13 protein-coding genes, 2 tRNA genes and 2 rRNA genes are annotated in these 18246 nt (G+C 61.2%); 8 read left to right on the forward strand and 9 right to left on the reverse strand.

Annotated features, from left to right (window positions below; all coding sequences use genetic code 11):
• Positions 1-58: 58 nt before the first annotated feature.
• From N0B71_RS11320 to hemJ, 7 genes are all read right to left on the reverse strand, one after another.
• Positions 59-814, reverse strand: coding sequence for a carbonic anhydrase (locus tag N0B71_RS11320; protein WP_259759009.1), 756 nt, complete (start codon positions 812-814; stop codon positions 59-61).
• A gap of 142 nt (positions 815-956) precedes the next feature.
• Positions 957-1604 carry a 2-polyprenyl-3-methyl-6-methoxy-1,4-benzoquinone monooxygenase gene (gene coq7 / locus N0B71_RS11325; protein ID WP_259759010.1) on the reverse strand — a complete coding sequence of 216 codons (648 nt, stop codon included), beginning with the start codon at positions 1602-1604 and terminating at the stop codon, positions 957-959.
• Between the two features lie 97 nt (positions 1605-1701).
• Positions 1702-2040, reverse strand: a complete 339-nt coding sequence (locus N0B71_RS11330) for a histidine triad nucleotide-binding protein (protein WP_259759011.1) — start codon at positions 2038-2040, stop codon at positions 1702-1704.
• Positions 2041-2111: 71 nt separating this feature from the next.
• A complete protein-coding gene (locus N0B71_RS11335) occupies positions 2112-2900 on the reverse strand; it encodes an SDR family NAD(P)-dependent oxidoreductase (RefSeq protein WP_259759012.1) in 789 nt (262 codons plus the stop codon).
• 55 nt (positions 2901-2955) lie between these two features.
• Positions 2956-4068, reverse strand: coding sequence for a DUF805 domain-containing protein (locus N0B71_RS11340; RefSeq protein ID WP_259759013.1), 1113 nt, complete (start codon positions 4066-4068; stop codon positions 2956-2958).
• 105 nt (positions 4069-4173) lie between these two features.
• Positions 4174-5142: an NAD(P)H-dependent flavin oxidoreductase gene (locus N0B71_RS11345; RefSeq protein WP_259759014.1), complete on the reverse strand. Its 969-nt coding sequence runs from the start codon at positions 5140-5142 to the stop codon at positions 4174-4176.
• Between the two features lie 19 nt (positions 5143-5161).
• Positions 5162-5587, reverse strand: a complete 426-nt coding sequence (gene hemJ / locus N0B71_RS11350; RefSeq protein WP_259759015.1) for a protoporphyrinogen oxidase HemJ — start codon at positions 5585-5587, stop codon at positions 5162-5164.
• 158 nt (positions 5588-5745) lie between these two features.
• Between hemJ and N0B71_RS11355 the strand changes: the two genes are divergently transcribed.
• From N0B71_RS11355 to erpA, 3 genes are all read left to right on the forward strand, one after another.
• The gene (locus N0B71_RS11355; RefSeq protein ID WP_442964656.1) at positions 5746-7110 is read left to right on the forward strand and encodes a chloride channel protein; all 1365 of its coding nucleotides are present in this window, start codon (positions 5746-5748) and stop codon (positions 7108-7110) included.
• Positions 7111-7199: 89 nt separating this feature from the next.
• Positions 7200-8234, forward strand: coding sequence for an N-acetyl-gamma-glutamyl-phosphate reductase (argC, locus tag N0B71_RS11360; RefSeq protein WP_259759016.1), 1035 nt, complete (start codon positions 7200-7202; stop codon positions 8232-8234).
• 135 nt (positions 8235-8369) lie between these two features.
• Positions 8370-8720 (forward strand): iron-sulfur cluster insertion protein ErpA, encoded by a 351-nt coding sequence (gene erpA, locus N0B71_RS11365; protein WP_236172588.1) that lies wholly within the window; start codon positions 8370-8372, stop codon positions 8718-8720.
• A 57-nt stretch (positions 8721-8777) separates the two neighbouring features.
• Here the strand turns inward: erpA and N0B71_RS11370 are convergent, their stop codons facing one another.
• Together N0B71_RS11370 and N0B71_RS11375 are read right to left on the reverse strand one after the other, a co-directional pair.
• A complete protein-coding gene (locus N0B71_RS11370; RefSeq protein ID WP_259759017.1) occupies positions 8778-9869 on the reverse strand; it encodes an anhydro-N-acetylmuramic acid kinase in 1092 nt (363 codons plus the stop codon).
• A gap of 3 nt (positions 9870-9872) precedes the next feature.
• Positions 9873-11318 (reverse strand): peptidoglycan DD-metalloendopeptidase family protein, encoded by a 1446-nt coding sequence (locus N0B71_RS11375; RefSeq protein ID WP_259759018.1) that lies wholly within the window; start codon positions 11316-11318, stop codon positions 9873-9875.
• Between the two features lie 182 nt (positions 11319-11500).
• Between N0B71_RS11375 and tyrS the strand changes: the two genes are divergently transcribed.
• From tyrS to N0B71_RS11400, 5 genes are all read left to right on the forward strand, one after another.
• Positions 11501-12700: a tyrosine--tRNA ligase gene (gene tyrS, locus N0B71_RS11380; RefSeq protein WP_259759019.1), complete on the forward strand. Its 1200-nt coding sequence runs from the start codon at positions 11501-11503 to the stop codon at positions 12698-12700.
• A gap of 545 nt (positions 12701-13245) precedes the next feature.
• Positions 13246-14781, forward strand: a 16S ribosomal RNA gene (locus tag N0B71_RS11385).
• A 64-nt stretch (positions 14782-14845) separates the two neighbouring features.
• A tRNA-Ile gene (locus tag N0B71_RS11390) sits at positions 14846-14922 on the forward strand.
• A 29-nt stretch (positions 14923-14951) separates the two neighbouring features.
• Positions 14952-15027 (forward strand) — tRNA-Ala (locus tag N0B71_RS11395).
• A 229-nt stretch (positions 15028-15256) separates the two neighbouring features.
• Positions 15257-18148: ribosomal RNA gene (locus tag N0B71_RS11400) — 23S ribosomal RNA — on the forward strand.
• Together the 16S and 23S rRNA genes with 2 tRNA genes alongside form the textbook arrangement of a ribosomal RNA operon.
• The last annotated feature ends 98 nt before the right edge of the window (positions 18149-18246 follow it).

Consider the following 18246-nt stretch of genomic DNA (forward strand, 5'->3'; position numbering starts at 1 on the left):
GCTCGATAGCAGAAACGAAAAAGGGCGCCCATTGGGCGCCCTTTTTCGTTGGGGGCGATCAGTCCTCGTCCACCTCGCGGCCGGTATCGGACTGCGTCGGGCGATGGTTGTCCGGGAACAGCGCCTGGAACTGCCGGATCTGCTGCTTCGACAGCTCGATGGGCTTTTCGAACAGCACCCACTGCACGCCTTCGGTGCACGGCGGGGTGGTGAGCGAGCCGTGGTAGAACCGGTGATGACTGGCCGCCGGGACCAGCCGGGCAAGGTCGGGAGCCAGCGCGGCGGCGAGCGGCGCCTCCTGTCCCTGCTGGGTCGGCAGGTGCTTCCACAGCTGCGCCAGCTGTTTGTTCTCGTGGCCTTGCTGGATCATCAGGCCCAGCACCAGCAGGTGGCCGTCCTTGTCCTGGTTCACCAGGTGCATCTCCATCGGATACGGCTGGTGGTTGAACTGGTGTTCGCTGGGCGTGTGGAAGTGGAATTGCAGCAGGCGGTATTCGGTGCCCTTGTAGGTCAGGGTATCGCCATCGGCCGCGCTGGCCTGGAGGGTGTGGCCGTTGTTGAGCAGCGTGAGGGCAGTCTTGCCGTAATGCAGTTTCAGCTCGCTCGCCGGCACCTTCTTCGGCTCCACCTTGGATTTCTCGATGTCGATCGGCGATTGCTCGGCACCGCTGGCGCAGAGGGCGCTACCCAGTTCACCCCAGTGCGCAGGGCCCTGATCGCCGCTGTAGGACCAATGGGCATCGGCAGCGTGGGCGGTGGAAAGGGCCAGGCAGAGCGGGGCGAGCAGGCAGGAAACGCGGGGGATGAAGCGCATGGAAACTCCGGATGGGTAATCAGCCGGAGCAGCATCCTCGCTGCGAAACTGCGACGAAAGATGGCGAAAAAAGCTTGGGAAATTTTCCCGTTTTGCCAGGAAATCTCCTGGGGCCATGCCACTGCATCGCCCCAGGACGGGATCAGATCCGGTAGGTGGACTTGGTCATCACCTTGGACAGCAGCGTCATGCCGAACTTCACTGGCGCCGGGAAGCGCAGGCCGCCGGCCTCGATGGCGCTGGTGGCGTGGTGCTCCTCGTCCTCGCGCATCTGCTCGAGAATGGCGCGGGACTTCTGGTCTTCGGCGGGAATTTCCGCCAGGTGTTCGTCCAGGTGCTTGCACACCTGATCTTCGGTGGCAGCGACGAAGCCCAGGCTGACGCGGTCGCTGATCAGCCCGGCGGCAGCGCCGACACCGAACGAGAGGCCGTAGAAGATCGGATTGAGCACGCTCGGGCGGCTGCCCAGCTCGCGGATACGCTGTTCGCACCAGGCAAGGTGGTCGACTTCCTCGTCGGCGGCTTCTTCCATGGCCTTGCGTACCTTGGGCAGCTTGGCGGTCAGTGCCTGGCCCTGGTACAGCGCCTGGGCGCAGACCTCGCCGGTGTGGTTGATGCGCATCAGGCCGGCGACGTGACGGGCATCGCTCTCGCTGAGCTCGGCGTCGGGCTGGACGATAGCGGGGGACGGGCGCCCCGGATGGCCGCTGAACGGCAGCAGAGTGCGCAGAGCGGCATCGGCCTGCAGCAGGAAGCGGTCGGCGGGGGAGTAGTGACGGTCGGCGGACATGGCGCACCTCCGATAAGGAACATTCGCCGGCAGTTTACCGGATGGCGGATGACAGGTCTTGCCGAGGTGCGCGCAGCGTCTTCTGGTCGGGAACGGATCAGCCCGGCGGCCAGTGCATCTGGCGCTGACCCAGCACGTGCATGTGGATGTGGTGCACCGTCTGGCCGCCCAGGTCGTTGCAGTTCATCACCACGCGGAAGCCCTCGTCGCATCCCTGTTCCTTGGCCAGGCGCTGGGCGGTGAAGAGGATGTGCCCGGCCAGCGGCTTGTCCGCTTCGCTCAGGTCATGGAGGGTGGCAATGTGCTGCTTGGGGATCACCAGGAAATGCACCGGCGCCTGCGGGCCGATGTCATGGAAGGCGATCACCTGGTCATCCTCGTACAGCGTGCGCGCGGGTATTTCCCCGGCAACGATCTTGCAGAACAGACAGTCCACGAAAGGCTCCTCCAGCGTGTGGGCAGGAGCAGGAGTTTAGCGCCCGCGCTCAGGCTACGCCCAGTGCCGGCTCAACCGGCCAGCGCCAGGCGATTGATGCGGCCGGCCAGTTTGCGCATGAGCCAGCGTGGCAGCAGGCGCACGCCATAGGCGAACAGGCGGTTGCGCCAGCCAGGGATGATCAGGGCTGGCGCCCGGCGCAGGGCTTTCACGGCCAGGAAGGCGACCTCCTCGGCGGACATGACGCGCTTGCCGTCGTCGAGCTTGCCCAGGCGCAGGTCGGCGTTGCGGTAGAACGCGGTGCGGGTCGGCCCCGGGCACAGCACGGACACCTTGATGCCGCGGCCTTTCAACTCCTCGCGCAGGCCTTCGGAAAAGTGCAGCACGAAGGCCTTGCTGGCGTAGTAGCTGCTCATCCAGGGGCCGGGCAGCAGGCCGGCCACGGAGGCGACGTTGAGAATCCGCCCGCCGCCGCTGCGCTCCATCATCGCGCCGATACCGTGGCACAGGCGCGCCAGGGCCAGGACGTTGAGCTCCAGCAATTCCTGTTCGCGGGACCAGTCCTGGTCGACGAAGGCGCCAGAGGTGCCGACGCCTGCATTGTTCACCAGCAACTCGATCTGCCGCCCGCTCTGTTCCAGCTCGTGCAGCAGCCCGGATATCTGCAGCGGCTCGGACAGGTCGCAGACACGGAACAGCACCTCCACCCCGAAGCGTTGCGAGAGTTCGCAGGCGATGCTGTCCAGCGCGTCGCGCTGGCGCGCCACCAGGATCAGGGCCTGGCCACGGCGGGCGAGGGCTTCGGCCAAGGCCAGGCCGATACCGCTGGAAGCGCCGGTGATGAGGGCAAAACGAGGCATTCAGGAGTCTCTGTGGCGGGGTGGCGTTCGACCACGCCCGCCACGGGTTGTTGCATTACTGGTCGCTGCTGTCGCCGTCGTCGGAGTCAGCGCCTTCGGTGTCGCCGCTGTTGAACTGTTCGTCCGACGGTTCGGCGCTGGCGGCCGGTGCGCTGGAGTCGTCCTGCTGGTACTGCTCGTACTGGGCGCTTTGCGCGCGCTCCAGATAGCCCTGGTACGCAGGAATGGCGATGGCGGCAAGAATACCGATAATCGGCACCAGCAGGGCGGTCCAGGCGAAGATCACCACGCCACGGCTGTTGGGCGGCGGCGGCGGGCCGTAGCGGTTGGCTTCGGCGGTGCCGGGCACCAGCAGCATCAGCAGGGGGAACACGCTGCCGACGACGGGGACAAGGTTGAGCAACAGCAGCCAGGCGGACCAGCCGATGTCATGCAGGCGCTGGGCGCCGATCATGACGCTGACCACCACGAAGCCGATCAGCGCGATCGCCCCGACGAGAATGCCGAGGAGGTTGGAGACGGCAAACAGACCGGCCACCACCAGGAACACCGGGATGGCGATGAGCGATACCGCCATGCTCCAGCCCAGGTAGCGTACCCGGCCGATCCGGCCGTCGGTGGTGAGGACCTTGAGATCGCCGTATTCGGGCAGTTGCTCGCCCACCTGAGCCTGCGGCGGGGCATAGGGCGAGGCACTCGCCGTGGGCGCCGCAACGGGCGTGGCGGCAACCGGGTTGGCCGCCAGTTCCGCCTGGCGCGCCAGGTACTTCTCGATCACGATGCCGCAGGCGCTGCACTCGATGGCGGTCGCCTGTTCGTGCCCGCATTTGGGGCAGGTCATCCGCTCGCTGCCGGCCGCTTCACCGGCGGAACGGGCTGCCAGGGTCGCTTCGCTGGGATGGTCGTCGGTTTCCACCAGGCTGAATCCGGCAGCGCCTTCGGCCTCCTTGCGGGCATTGGCGCCGGCGCCGTGGAGGGCGCGCAGGTACTTGTCGGCTTCGTCCCCGGTCAGGTCGCGCTTGAGCACGACGGGCTGGCCGCTGAACAGTGCGTCGATCTTCGAGGCATCGCTCTTGAACAGGCGGGCGAGATTTTCCTTGGCGGTTTCCAGAGGCGTCTGCGGCATCAGCGCGCCGTCAAAGACGATCTTGAAGCGGGATTGATCCATCGGGGCATCCTTGTCTTCTGGCTATGGTGGAATCGCTACAGCGTAATCGGGCCGCCAGGGGCCAACAAGCGGCCCTGGCGGATATATCGTGAGCGGTGCCGCAGCTCAGACCAGCAGTTGGTTGGACAAGCCGGCGCTGCGGGTCAGGGCCTGGCGGTATTCGTGATCCAGGCGGGCGATCAGCTCGCCCACTGCCGGCAGGTCGCGGATGTCACCGACCCCCTGGCCGGCGGACCACACGGTCTTCCAGGCCTTGGCCTCGTCGCTGACCGGCTTGAGCTTCTCGCCGTAATTGAGCGAGCCCTTGTCGTTCAGCCGCTGCATGTCGAAGCCGGCCGCTTCCAGGCTCTGGCGCATGAAGCTGGCGGGCACGCCGGAAACGGCGGGCGTGTGGATGATGTCGGCGGCGCGGGCGTCGAGCAGCATGTGCTTGTAGTCCTCGGACGCGGCGCTCTCGCGGGTGGCGATGAAGCGTGTGCCGAGGTAGGCGAGGTCGGCGCCCAGCACCTGGGCGGCGAGGATTTCGTGGCCGTGGTTGATGCAGCCGGCCAGCAGCAGGGTCTTGTCGAAGAACTGGCGGATCTCGGCGATCAGCGCGAACGGGCTCCAGGTGCCGGCATGGCCGCCCGCGCCGGCCGCGACGGCGATCAGGCCGTCGACGCCGGCCTCGGCTGCCTTCTCCGCATGGCGGCGGGTGGTCACGTCGTGGAACACCAGGCCGCCATAGCTGTGCACGGCATCGACTACTTCGCGCACCGCGCCCAGGCTGGTGATGACGATCGGCACCTGGTGCTCCACGCAGAGCTTGAGGTCCGCCTGCAGGCGCGGGTTGGTGTTGTGAACGATCAGGTTGACCGCATAGGGCGCGGCCTGCGGGTCGGCTGCCAGCCCGGCTTCGATCTCTTCCAGCCAGGCCTTGAAGCCGCTGCTCTCGCGCTGGTTCAGCGCCGGGAAGCTGCCGACGATGCCGCTCTTGCAGCAGGCCAGCACCAGTTGCGGGTTGGAGACCAGGAACATCGGGGCCGCCACCAGGGGGATGCGCAGGCGGCGGTCGAGCAGGGCGGGCAGGGACATGGCAGTCTCCTTGTAGGGGTCAGAAGGGTTTGACGACCACCAGGATCACGATGGCGACCAGGAACAGGACCGGCACTTCGTTGAACCAGCGGTAGAACACGTGGCTGCGGCCGTTCTCGCCGCGGGCGAAGCGCTTGAGCATGGCGCCGCAGGCGTGGTGGTAGCCGATCAGCAGCACCACCAGGGTGAGCTTGGCGTGCATCCAGCCCTGGGTCAGCCAGGCCGGGTTGAGGTAGAGCATCCAGGCGCCGAGGACGATGGTGAGGATCATCGACGGGCCCATGATGCCGCGGTACAGCTTGCGCTCCATGACGCAGAAGCGCTCGCGGCTGGCGGCGTCCTCGCTCATGGCGTGGTAGACGAACAGGCGCGGCAGGTAGAACAGGCCGGCGAACCAGCAGACCACGGCAACGATATGAAAGGCCTTGAGCCAGAGATAGAGCATCGGGACGTCCTCGAATCACGGTGAGCCGATAGTAGTGGCGCGGTGCAATGGCGTCATCCCTGGTTCTCATTACACTGTGGTGGGTCATCGAGATTCCACGCGTGGCGACGTGCCGCGTGTGCCGCATGGCATCCGGCAGATGCCTGGCCCGCCCGCCTATGTCCGCAGCCGACCCTTCCAAGACGCCCCCGCCGCCCGCTGAGGCCGCTGAGCACCTGACGCCCAAGCGCCCGCTGGCACGGCATCCGCTGCTGCGCCAGTGGCGGCGCAATCTGGCGTTCTGGCTGGGCGCCCTGCTGGTGGGGCTGGTGGCATTGGCCTTCGCGCACCTGGCGGATCTGGCCAGTGCGACCTTCCGCGGTGTCGTCGCGCACAGCCAGTGGTGGCCCTGGCTGATCTGCCCGCTGGGCTTCGCCGCGCTGGTCTGGCTGACCCAGGGCGCGTTGAAGAACACCCGGGGCAGCGGCATTCCGCAAGTCATCGTGGCGCTGGAGCAGCGCAGCAGCCCGACCCGCAACGCGTTGCTGTCGGTGCGAATCGCCGTCGGCAAGCTGGTGATGACGCTGCTCGCACTGCTGGTGGGCGCTTCGGCCGGCCGCGAAGGGCCCACCGTGCACATCGGTGCGGCGCTGATGTATTCCTTCGGCCGTCGCCTGGGGCTTTACGAGAAGCACACGGTCTCCGGGCTGATCATTGCCGGGGGCGCGGCGGGCATCGCGGCAGCGTTCAATACGCCGCTGGGTGGGGTGGTGTTCGCCATCGAGGAGTTGAGCCGTACCTTCGAGCAGCGCTTCAGCGGCCTGGTGCTCACCGCTGTACTGCTGGGCGGCATGGTCACCCTCGGCCTGATGGGCAGCTACAGCTACTTCGGCCGGCTCTCGGAAAGCATGCCCCTGGGGCCCGCATGGATTGCCGTGGTGGCGTGCGGGCTGCTGGGCGGTTTGCTCGGCGGCCTCTACTGCCGGCTGGTGCTGCCGACCGACCGCGGCCCGCTGAGCTTCATCAGCCGCTGGCGCGGGCGCTGGCCGATCCGCTTCGCCGCAGCCTGCGGGCTGCTGCTGGCGCTCCTCGGTCTGCTGTCCGGGCACCATGTGTTCGGCACCGGCTACGCCGAGACGCGTTCGATCCTCGAGGGACAGCCGGTGGTGGGACACGACTTCCTGCTATTGAAGTTCATCGCCAACGTGATTTCCTTCATCGCCGGGATTCCCGGCGGGCTGTTCTCGCCTTCGCTCACCGTGGGCGCGAGCCTGGCGCCCTGGCTGGCGCCGCTGATCCCCGGCGCGAGCCTGCCGGCAGTCGGGTTGCTGGGGATGTCCGCCTACCTCGCCGGCGTGACGCGTACGCCGCTGACCGCCACGGTGATCACGGTGGAGATGTCGCACAGCCCGGACATGCTGATTCCGATCCTCGCGGCCACACTACTGGCCAGTGGCGTATCGGCGCGCCTGAACCCGCTGCCGATCTACCACGCCCTCGCCCGCCAGATGCAGGAAAGCCTGGGTCCGACAAAAGGGGCATGAACACCGGCACATTCGCTCTGTTCAGCCCGGGCAGCGGCTCATATCATGGTCGCCCCTGAATTTGGCCCCATAGGTGGAGTGACAGGCAGATGATCAAGGTCGGTATCGTAGGTGGTACGGGTTATACGGGCGTGGAACTGCTGCGCCTGCTGGCACAACATCCCCAGGCGCGCGTCGAGGTGATTACCTCGCGCTCCGAGGAGGGCGTGAAAGTCGCCGACATGTACCCGAACCTGCGAGGCCACTATGACGGCCTGGCCTTCAGCGTGCCGGACGTGAAGCGTCTGGGCGACTGCGATGTGGTGTTCTTCGCCACGCCCCACGGCGTGGCACACGCCCTGGCCGGCGAGCTGCTGGCGACCGGAACGCGGGTGATCGACCTGTCCGCGGACTTCCGCCTGCAGGACGCCGAGGAGTGGGCCAAGTGGTACGGCCAGCCCCACGGCGCGCCCGATCTGCTGCCCGAGGCCGTCTACGGCCTGCCGGAAGTGAACCGCGAGGCCATCAAGACCGCGCGGCTGATCGCCGTACCCGGCTGCTATCCGACCGCCACTCAGCTTGGCTTCATCCCGCTGCTGGAGAACGGCTTGGCGGATGCCAGCCAACTGATCGCCGACTGCAAGTCCGGCGTCAGCGGCGCCGGGCGTGGCGCCAAGGTCGGTTCGCTGTTCTGCGAGGCCGGCGAGAGCATGATGGCGTATTCGGTAAAAGGTCACCGCCACCTGCCGGAAATCAGCCAAGGCCTGCGCCGTGCGGCCAAGGGTGAGGTCGGCCTGACGTTCGTGCCGCACCTGACCCCGATGATCCGCGGCATCCACGCGACCCTGTACGCGCGCGTCGCTGATCGTGGCGTCGATCTGCAGAAGCTGTATGAAGAGCGCTACGCCAACGAGCCGTTCGTCGACGTGATGCCGGCCGGTAGCCACCCGGAAACCCGCAGCGTGCGCGGCGCCAACGTCTGCCGCATCGCGGTGCACCGTCCACAGGGCGGTGACCTGGTGGTGATCCTGTCGGTGATCGACAACCTGGTGAAGGGCGCCTCCGGCCAGGCGATCCAGAACATGAACATCCTGTTCGGCCTGGACGAGCACCTGGGTCTGTCCAACGTCGCACTGCTGCCGTAAGGAAAGACTGCCCCGGAAGGCGGCCGAGTGATCTGGACCAATGGATGAGTCGGATTAGTTGACCGTTTTTCTGGGGTAAGCGGATAATGGTCCGCAATGTTGTAACGTACGGCTTCGGCCGGGAGAGTGTTCACCATGACCATCGAAACCTTCACCCCCACTCCGCTGATGTTTTCGCACGGCGCTGCGAACAAGGTGAAGAACCTGATCGACGAAGAAGGCAATCCGCGCCTCAAGCTGCGGGTGTTCGTCACGGGCGGTGGCTGCTCGGGCTTCCAGTACGGGTTCACCTTCGATGAAGACACCGCGGACGACGACACCATCGTCGAGCGCGACGGCGTCAGCCTCGTGGTCGATCCGATGAGCTTCCAGTACCTCGCCGGTGCGGAAGTGGACTACCAGGAAGGCCTCGAAGGTTCGCGGTTCGTCATCAAGAACCCGAACGCAGCGACCACCTGCGGCTGCGGTCAGTCCTTCTCGATCTGATCGCTTAGAAACAAGAACGCCGCGCTGATGCGCGGCGTTTTTGTTGGTGGCGCGGGTTCAGGCGGGGTAGAGCGCCCCGAGAATGCGTGGCCCCTGGGCGGCGGTGACTTCCGGGCAGTTGCCGGGTTCACGCTCGAGGAAGCGATGGGCCAGCCAGGCGAAAGCCATGGCTTCCATCCATTCCGGCGGCACGCCGCGGTCCAGGCTGCTGATCACGCTGGCGCCGGGCATGTGCACGGCAAGGCGCTGCATCAATGTCTTGTTGAACGCGCCGCCACCGCACACCACCACTTCCTCGCAACCCGGCTGTGCATCCAGTAGCGCAGCGGCAATGCTGCGGGCGGTGAGTTCCAGCAGGGTGGCTTGCACGTCCTCGGCCTTCGCTGGCGCATGGCTGGCCAGCACGGTGTTGAGCCAGTTCAGGTTGAAACGCTCGCGCCCGGTGCTTTTCGGCCCCTTGGCGGCGAAGAAGTCGTCAGCCAGCATCGCCTGCAGCAGCCCTTGATCGATACTGCCGCTGGCAGCCCAGGCGCCATCGCGGTCATAGGCGTCGCCGCGCTGCTCCTGAATCCAGGCATCCAGCAGGACGTTGCCGGGGCCGCAGTCGAAACCGCGAACCGGCTGGCCGGGGCTGAGCAGTGAAACGTTGCTGAACCCGCCCACGTTGAGGATCGCGCATTCGCGGCGATCACCGCCGAAGAGTGCGCGGTGGAACGCCGGCACCAGCGGCGCGCCCTGGCCGCCGGCCGCGACATCGCGGCGCCGGAAGTCGGCCACGACGTCGATGCCGGTCAGTTCGGCGAGCAGCGCCGGGTTGCCGATCTGCACGGTGAAGCCCTGGTGCGGCTCGTGGCGAATGGTCTGGCCGTGGCTGCCGATGGCGCGGATGGCGCCGGGGGCGAGCTTCTCGCGCGCCAGGAGCTCAGTGATGCCCTGGGCTGCCAGGCGCACCCAGTGGTTTTCCGCCAGGGCGGAGCGGGCAATTTCGTCAGGGCCGGAGGAGCACAGCGCGAGGAGATCGGCGCGCAGCCCGGCGGGCATGGGCAGGTAGTGTGAGGCGAGCAGCGTGGTCTGCTCGCCTTGCTCGATCAGGGCGATGTCCAGTCCGTCGAGGCTGGTGCCGGACATCACCCCCAGATAGAGCGGCATGACTCAGCGCTTGTTCAGGGCCAGGAAGGTTGCCTTCTCCTGGTCCATGCGCGCGATCAGCGGTTGGGTCTGCGCCAGGAAGCGCTTGCGCTCCGGGCCGCTCAGCGGGTCGGCGGTGGGCAGCTTGGCGCTCAGCGGGTCGACGTGCTGGCCGTTGACCTGGAACTCGTAGTGCAGGTGCGGGCCGGTGGCCAGGCCAGTCATGCCGACGTATCCGATGATCTGGCCCTGCTTCACCGCCACGCCGGAGCGAATGCCCTTGGCGAAGCGGCTCATGTGGCCATACACCGTGCGATAGCGCTGGCCGTGCTGAATGACCACGGCGTTGCCGTAGCCACCCTTGCGACCGGCTTCGAGGATCTTGCCGTCGCCGGTGGCCTTGATCGGCGTGCCGATCGGCGCCGCGTAGTCCACACCCTTGTGTGCACGAATCTTGTTCAGGATCGGGTGGAAACGCCCAATCGAGAAGCGCGAGCTGATGCGGGCGAAGTCCACCGGAGTGCGGATGAACGCCTTGCGCATGCTGCTGCCATCGGCACGCAGGTAGCTGGTGTTGCCCTGCTTGGTGGTATAGCGCACGGCGGTGTATTCCTTGCCGCGGTTGACGAAGCGCACCGCGAGGATGCTGCCGGTGCCAACCTGCTTGCCTTTCACCTGCTGGGACTCGTAGATCACGTCGAATTCGTCGCCTTCGCGAATATCCTGGGCGAAGTCGATGTCGTAGCCGAGGATGTTGGCCATCGACATGATCAGGTCGTGGGACAGCCCGGCGTTGCGGCCGGCAACGAACAGCGAGCTGTCGACGCGACCGTGGGCGTAGTTCGCGTGCACCGACGGCTTGACCAGGTCGCGCGTGAAGTCATAGCCCTTGGCCGACTTGTTCAGGCTGATGGTCTCAAGATCGCTGCGCTTGACCTTCAGGCCTTGCAGTTCGCCCTTGGTGTCGATGAGGAAGTCCACGTCCTGGCCGATATCAAGACGGGTGAACTGCTTGGCATCCTTGTTGGAAGCCAGCATGTCGTGCACGACGTTCGCCGGCAGGCCGGCCTTCGCGAACACGGTAGAAAGGGTGTCGCCCTTGCCCACGGTCACGCTTTTCCACGCAGGTTCTGCGGAAGCGGAGGGGGAGGCTGGTTTGTTCGAATCGGCGAGATCGTGGTTCTTTTCCGCGTCTTTTCCGGCGCTGTTCTGGTTGTCCGGCTGGCCTTCTATCTGGGCAAAAGGCGAAGAGCCGTCGTCTTCCGTGACCGGGTTGGGTCGGAGGTCGTCTTTTTCCTGGAGGATCTGCTCGGTACCGCTTTCCAGCTCGAGATTGAGCGTGGTCTTCTTCGCCTCGACCTCGGCCGAGGGGAACACCAGCAGAGCCAGGCTGAGGAGCGCTGCTACACCGCTTGCGGCCAGCAGATGGCTCTTCGGGTAGTACGGCGCTTTCTGATCGGATTGCGTCATGGCGTGAGTGGTGTTTTTGGAATGTGAAATAACTGCCTAAAATATAACCAAATTCCCTCTGAAGCAACCCTGATGTCGGGCTTCTGGCGTCCTGTCCTCTGGCGCTGGGCAAAACTTGTTTTTAGTGCCTGTTCTTGTATCGTTGGTTCCCTTTCGCAATTCGCAACGTACAGGAACCTGCAATGAAGTCGGTCGAAGAGCAGCTGGCGCTGATCAAGCGCGGAGCAGACGAAATTCTCGTGGAGGCCGAGCTGATCGAAAAGCTCAAGCGCGGCCAGCCCCTGCGTATCAAGGCCGGCTTCGACCCGACCGCTCCCGACCTGCACCTGGGGCACACTGTCCTCATTAATAAGCTGCGTCAGTTCCAGGAGTTGGGCCATCAGGTGATCTTCCTGATCGGCGACTTCACTGGGATGATCGGTGACCCTAGCGGGAAAAGTGTTACCCGCCCACCCCTCACCCGCGAGCAGGTTCTCGACAACGCCGAGACGTACAAGGCCCAGGTCTTCAAGATTCTCGACCCCGCGAAAACCGAGGTGGCCTTCAACTCCACCTGGATGGACCAGCTTTCCCCCGCTGATTTCATTCGTCTGGCTTCCCAGTACACCGTTGCTCGTATGCTGGAACGCGATGATTTCAGCAAACGTTATGCCAGCAATCAGTCCATTGCCATTCACGAGTTCCTCTACCCGCTGGTGCAGGGGTACGACTCGGTGGCGCTGCGCGCCGATGTCGAGCTCGGCGGCACCGATCAGAAATTCAACCTGCTGATGGGGCGTGAGCTCCAGCGCGCCTATGAGCAGGAGCCGCAATGCATCCTGACCATGCCGCTGCTCGAAGGTCTGGATGGCGTGAAGAAGATGTCCAAGTCCCTGGGCAACTACATTGGCATCCAGGAAGCGCCTGGCGTCATGTACAGCAAGCTGGTCTCCATCCCCGATACCCTGATGTGGCGTTACTTCGAACTCCTGAGCTTCCGCTCCATGGAGGAGATCGAAGGCTTCAGGAAGGATGTGGAGGCCGGTGCGAATCCGCGCGACATCAAGATCAAGCTGGCCGAGGAAATCGTCGCTCGCTTCCATGGCGAAGAGGCGGCAGCCTCTGCGCACAAGTCCGCCGGTAACCGCCTCAAGGATGGCGAGCTGCCGGAAGACCTGCCGGAAGTCGAAGTGGCTGCTGCGGAAGATCTGCCCATCGGCGCCGTCCTTAATAAGGCAGGCTTGGTAAAGAACTCCGCCGTTGCCCGTGACCTGCTGTCTTCCAGCGGTGTGCGTGTGGATGGTGAAGTCGTTGATCGCAGCTTTGTCTTCAAGCTGGGCGCGACTCACGTCCTGCAGGCCGGCAAGAAGGCGTTCGCTCGCGTTTCCCTGGTCGCCGAGTGAAGAAAGTTTAAATTAGCCGTTGACGGCCAATTTAAACTCCCTATAATGCGCACCACTCCCAGCGACGAAGCGCTGAAAGAACTTGAAAATCAAGTACTTACAGAGGTTAGAAGTTGAGAGTGGTGATCAGGCAGGTGATTCACTTGCCGCTCTTCACTGGCTGCTCCGGCAGCGAGCTGAAAAGAAGGTCGCCGAGGTGGTTGACAGCGACATTGATCGCTGTAGAATGCGCCTCCCGCTGATGAGAAGGTTTCCTTCGCTGAAGCACAAGCGATTGAGTAGAAAAGAAATTTTCGAAAAATAAAGCTTGACGAAAGATGAGGTTAGCGTAGAATGCGCGCCTCGGTTGAGACGAAAGACTCAGCCAAACGCTCTTTAACAAGTTGAATCAAGCAATTCGTGTGGGTGCTTGTGATGTAAGACTGATGATCGACTGATTATCAGCAACGCAAGTAACACTCGTGAATTCGAGAGTTTTAGCTCATTAAGTTGAGCATGCGATTGCTGAGCCAAGTTTAGGGTTTTCTCAAAACCCAAGCAGTATTGAACTGAAGAGTTTGATCATGGCTCAGATTGAACGCTGGCGGCAGGCCTAACACATGCAAGTCGAGCGGATGATGGGAGCTTGCTCCTGGATTCAGCGGCGGACGGGTGAGTAATGCCTAGGAATCTGCCTGGTAGTGGGGGACAACGTTTCGAAAGGAACGCTAATACCGCATACGTCCTACGGGAGAAAGCAGGGGACCTTCGGGCCTTGCGCTATCAGATGAGCCTAGGTCGGATTAGCTAGTTGGTGGGGTAAAGGCCTACCAAGGCGACGATCCGTAACTGGTCTGAGAGGATGATCAGTCACACTGGAACTGAGACACGGTCCAGACTCCTACGGGAGGCAGCAGTGGGGAATATTGGACAATGGGCGAAAGCCTGATCCAGCCATGCCGCGTGTGTGAAGAAGGTCTTCGGATTGTAAAGCACTTTAAGTTGGGAGGAAGGGCAGTAAGTTAATACCTTGCTGTTTTGACGTTACCAACAGAATAAGCACCGGCTAACTTCGTGCCAGCAGCCGCGGTAATACGAAGGGTGCAAGCGTTAATCGGAATTACTGGGCGTAAAGCGCGCGTAGGTGGTTTGGTAAGATGGATGTGAAATCCCCGGGCTCAACCTGGGAACTGCATCCATAACTGCCTGACTAGAGTACGGTAGAGGGTGGTGGAATTTCCTGTGTAGCGGTGAAATGCGTAGATATAGGAAGGAACACCAGTGGCGAAGGCGACCACCTGGACTGATACTGACACTGAGGTGCGAAAGCGTGGGGAGCAAACAGGATTAGATACCCTGGTAGTCCACGCCGTAAACGATGTCGACTAGCCGTTGGGATCCTTGAGATCTTAGTGGCGCAGCTAACGCGATAAGTCGACCGCCTGGGGAGTACGGCCGCAAGGTTAAAACTCAAATGAATTGACGGGGGCCCGCACAAGCGGTGGAGCATGTGGTTTAATTCGAAGCAACGCGAAGAACCTTACCTGGCCTTGACATGTCCGGAACCTTGCAGAGATGCGAGGGTGCCTTCGGGAATCGGAACACAGGTGCTGCATGGCTGTCGTCAGCTCGTGTCGTGAGATGTTGGGTTAAGTCCCGTAACGAGCGCAACCCTTGTCCTTAGTTACCAGCACCTCGGGTGGGCACTCTAAGGAGACTGCCGGTGACAAACCGGAGGAAGGTGGGGATGACGTCAAGTCATCATGGCCCTTACGGCCAGGGCTACACACGTGCTACAATGGTCGGTACAGAGGGTTGCCAAGCCGCGAGGTGGAGCTAATCCCATAAAACCGATCGTAGTCCGGATCGCAGTCTGCAACTCGACTGCGTGAAGTCGGAATCGCTAGTAATCGTGAATCAGAATGTCACGGTGAATACGTTCCCGGGCCTTGTACACACCGCCCGTCACACCATGGGAGTGGGTTGCTCCAGAAGTAGCTAGTCTAACCGCAAGGGGGACGGTTACCACGGAGTGATTCATGACTGGGGTGAAGTCGTAACAAGGTAGCCGTAGGGGAACCTGCGGCTGGATCACCTCCTTAATCGAAGATCTCAGCTTCTTCATAAGCTCCCACACGAATTGCTTGATTCACTGGTTAGACGATTGGGTCTGTAGCTCAGTTGGTTAGAGCGCACCCCTGATAAGGGTGAGGTCGGCAGTTCGAATCTGCCCAGACCCACCAATTGTTGTGGTGTGCTGCTGATCCGATAAGGGGCCATAGCTCAGCTGGGAGAGCGCCTGCTTTGCACGCAGGAGGTCAGGAGTTCGATCCTCCTTGGCTCCACCATTAATCGTCGAAAGCTCAGACATGAATGTTCAGGTTGAACGAACATTGATGTCTGGTCTTTGTGCCAGAACCGTTCTTTAAAAATTTGGGTATGTGATAGAAGTAGACTGAATAATCTCTTTCACTGGTGATTATTCAAGTCAAGGTAAAATTTGCGAGTTCAAGCGCGAATTTTCGGCGAATGTCGTCTTCACGTTCGAGACAATAACCAGATTGCTTGGGGTTATATGGTCAAGTGAAGAAGCGCATACGGTGGATGCCTTGGCAGTCAGAGGCGATGAAAGACGTGGTAGCCTGCGATAAGCTTCGGGGAGTCGGCAAACAGACTTTGATCCGGAGATCTCTGAATGGGGAAACCCACCCGAGATAACTCGGGTATCTTGCACTGAATACATAGGTGTAAGAGGCGAACCAGGGGAACTGAAACATCTAAGTACCCTGAGGAAAAGAAATCAACCGAGATTCCCTTAGTAGTGGCGAGCGAACGGGGACTAGCCCTTAAGCTTCTTTGAATCTAACAGAACGCTCTGGAAAGTGCGGCCATAGTGGGTGATAGCCCCGTATGTGAAAGGTTCTTTGAAGTGAAATCGAGTAGGACGGAGCACGAGAAACTTTGTCTGAATATGGGGGGACCATCCTCCAAGGCTAAATACTACTGACTGACCGATAGTGAACCAGTACCGTGAGGGAAAGGCGAAAAGAACCCCGGAGAGGGGAGTGAAATAGAACCTGAAACCGTATGCGTACAAGCAGTGGGAGCCTACTTTGTTAGGTGACTGCGTACCTTTTGTATAATGGGTCAGCGACTTATATTCAGTGGCGAGCTTAACCGTATAGGGAAGGCGTAGCGAAAGCGAGTCTTAATAGGGCGATTTAGTCGCTGGGTATAGACCCGAAACCGGGCGATCTATCCATGAGCAGGTTGAAGGTTAGGTAACACTGACTGGAGGACCGAACCCACTCCCGTTGAAAAGGTAGGGGATGACTTGTGGATCGGAGTGAAAGGCTAATCAAGCTCGGAGATAGCTGGTTCTCCTCGAAAGCTATTTAGGTAGCGCCTCACGTATCACTCCAGGGGGTAGAGCACTGTTTCGGCTAGGGGGTCATCCCGACTTACCAAACCGATGCAAACTCCGAATACCTGGAAGTGTCAGCGTGGGAGACACACGGCGGGTGCTAACGTCCGTCGTGAAAAGGGAAACAACCCAGACCGTCAGCTAAGGTCCCAAAGTTGTGGTTAAGTGGTAAACGATGTGGGAAGGCTTAGACAGCTAGGAGGTTGGCTTAGAAGCAGCCACCCTTTAAAGAAAGCGTAATAGCTCACTAGTCGAGTCGGCCTGCGCGGAAGATGTAACGGGGCTCAAACCACACACCGAAGCTACGGGTGCATCGCAAGATGCGCGGTAGAGGAGCGTTCTGTAAGCCTGTGAAGGTGAGTTGAGAAGCTTGCTGGAGGTATCAGAAGTGCGAATGCTGACATGAGTAACGACAATGGGAGTGAAAAACTCCCACGCCGAAAGACCAAGGGTTCCTGCGCAACGTTAATCGACGCAGGGTTAGTCGGTCCCTAAGGCGAGGCTGAAGAGCGTAGTCGATGGGAAACAGGTTAATATTCCTGTACTTCTAGTTACTGCGATGGAGGGACGGAGAAGGCTAGGCCAGCTTGGCGTTGGTTGTCCAAGTTTAAGGTGGTAGGCAGAGATCTTAGGTAAATCCGGGGTCTTAATGCCGAGAGCTGATGACGAGTCGTCTTTTAGATGATGAAGTGGTTGATGCCATGCTTCCAGGAAAAGCTTCTAAGCTTCAGGTAACTAGGAACCGTACCCCAAACCGACACAGGTGGTTGGGTAGAGAATACCAAGGCGCTTGAGAGAACTCGGGTGAAGGAACTAGGCAAAATGGCACCGTAACTTCGGGAGAAGGTGCGCCGGCGAGGGTGAAGTATTTACTACGTAAGCCCATGCCGGTCGAAGATACCAGGCCGCTGCGACTGTTTATTAAAAACACAGCACTCTGCAAACACGAAAGTGGACGTATAGGGTGTGACGCCTGCCCGGTGCCGGAAGGTTAATTGATGGGGTTAGCGAAAGCGAAGCTCTTGATCGAAGCCCCGGTAAACGGCGGCCGTAACTATAACGGTCCTAAGGTAGCGAAATTCCTTGTCGGGTAAGTTCCGACCTGCACGAATGGCGTAACGATGGCGGCGCTGTCTCCACCCGAGACTCAGTGAAATTGAAATCGCTGTGAAGATGCAGTGTATCCGCGGCTAGACGGAAAGACCCCGTGAACCTTTACTGTAGCTTTGCACTGGACTTTGAGCCTGCTTGTGTAGGATAGGTGGGAGGCTTTGAAGCGTGGACGCCAGTCTGCGTGGAGCCATCCTTGAAATACCACCCTGGCATGCTTGAGGTTCTAACTCTGGTCCGTTATCCGGATCGAGGACAGTGTATGGTGGGCAGTTTGACTGGGGCGGTCTCCTCCTAAAGAGTAACGGAGGAGTACGAAGGTGCGCTCAGACCGGTCGGAAATCGGTCGTAGAGTATAAAGGCAAAAGCGCGCTTGACTGCGAGACAGACACGTCGAGCAGGTACGAAAGTAGGTCTTAGTGATCCGGTGGTTCTGTATGGAAGGGCCATCGCTCAACGGATAAAAGGTACTCCGGGGATAACAGGCTGATACCGCCCAAGAGTTCATATCGACGGCGGTGTTTGGCACCTCGATGTCGGCTCATCACATCCTGGGGCTGAAGCCGGTCCCAAGGGTATGGCTGTTCGCCATTTAAAGTGGTACGCGAGCTGGGTTTAGAACGTCGTGAGACAGTTCGGTCCCTATCTGCCGTGGACGTTTGAGATTTGAGAGGGGCTGCTCCTAGTACGAGAGGACCGGAGTGGACGAACCTCTGGTGTTCCGGTTGTCACGCCAGTGGCATTGCCGGGTAGCTATGTTCGGAATAGATAACCGCTGAAAGCATCTAAGCGGGAAACTAGCCTCAAGATGAGATCTCACTGGGAACTTGATTCCCCTGAAGGGCCGTCGAAGACTACGACGTTGATAGGTCGGGTGTGTAAGCGCTGTGAGGCGTTGAGCTAACCGATACTAATTGCCCGTGAGGCTTGACCATATAACACCCAAACAATTTGTGTGTTGTACGGTGAAGACGTAACGAACCGAAAGTTCGTGTGAACCGCAAATACCTGTCACATACCCGAATTCGGATGA

Origin of the sequence: Pseudomonas sp. GCEP-101, assembly GCF_025133575.1 — a bacterium.
Classification (GTDB): domain Bacteria; phylum Pseudomonadota; class Gammaproteobacteria; order Pseudomonadales; family Pseudomonadaceae; genus Pseudomonas; species Pseudomonas nitroreducens_B.

Bases quoted from the DNA above. Each gene is read 5' to 3' on its own strand.
- N0B71_RS11355 (WP_442964656.1), top strand. From the start codon at position 5,746: ATGTCCGCAGCCGACCCTTCCAAGACGCCCCCGCCGCCCGCTGAGGCC.
- N0B71_RS11335 (WP_259759012.1), bottom strand. From the start codon at position 2,900: ATGCCTCGTTTTGCCCTCATCACCGGCGCTTCCAGCGGTATCGGCCTG.
- N0B71_RS11345 (WP_259759014.1), bottom strand. From the start codon at position 5,142: ATGTCCCTGCCCGCCCTGCTCGACCGCCGCCTGCGCATCCCCCTGGTG.
- hemJ (WP_259759015.1), bottom strand. From the start codon at position 5,587: ATGCTCTATCTCTGGCTCAAGGCCTTTCATATCGTTGCCGTGGTCTGC.
- argC (WP_259759016.1), top strand. From the start codon at position 7,200: ATGATCAAGGTCGGTATCGTAGGTGGTACGGGTTATACGGGCGTGGAA.
- N0B71_RS11370 (WP_259759017.1), bottom strand. From the start codon at position 9,869: ATGCCGCTCTATCTGGGGGTGATGTCCGGCACCAGCCTCGACGGACTG.
- N0B71_RS11320 (WP_259759009.1), bottom strand. From the start codon at position 814: ATGCGCTTCATCCCCCGCGTTTCCTGCCTGCTCGCCCCGCTCTGCCTG.
- N0B71_RS11375 (WP_259759018.1), bottom strand. From the start codon at position 11,318: ATGACGCAATCCGATCAGAAAGCGCCGTACTACCCGAAGAGCCATCTG.
- coq7 (WP_259759010.1), bottom strand. From the start codon at position 1,604: ATGTCCGCCGACCGTCACTACTCCCCCGCCGACCGCTTCCTGCTGCAG.
- tyrS (WP_259759019.1), top strand. From the start codon at position 11,501: ATGAAGTCGGTCGAAGAGCAGCTGGCGCTGATCAAGCGCGGAGCAGAC.
- N0B71_RS11340 (WP_259759013.1), bottom strand. From the start codon at position 4,068: ATGGATCAATCCCGCTTCAAGATCGTCTTTGACGGCGCGCTGATGCCG.
- erpA (WP_236172588.1), top strand. From the start codon at position 8,370: ATGACCATCGAAACCTTCACCCCCACTCCGCTGATGTTTTCGCACGGC.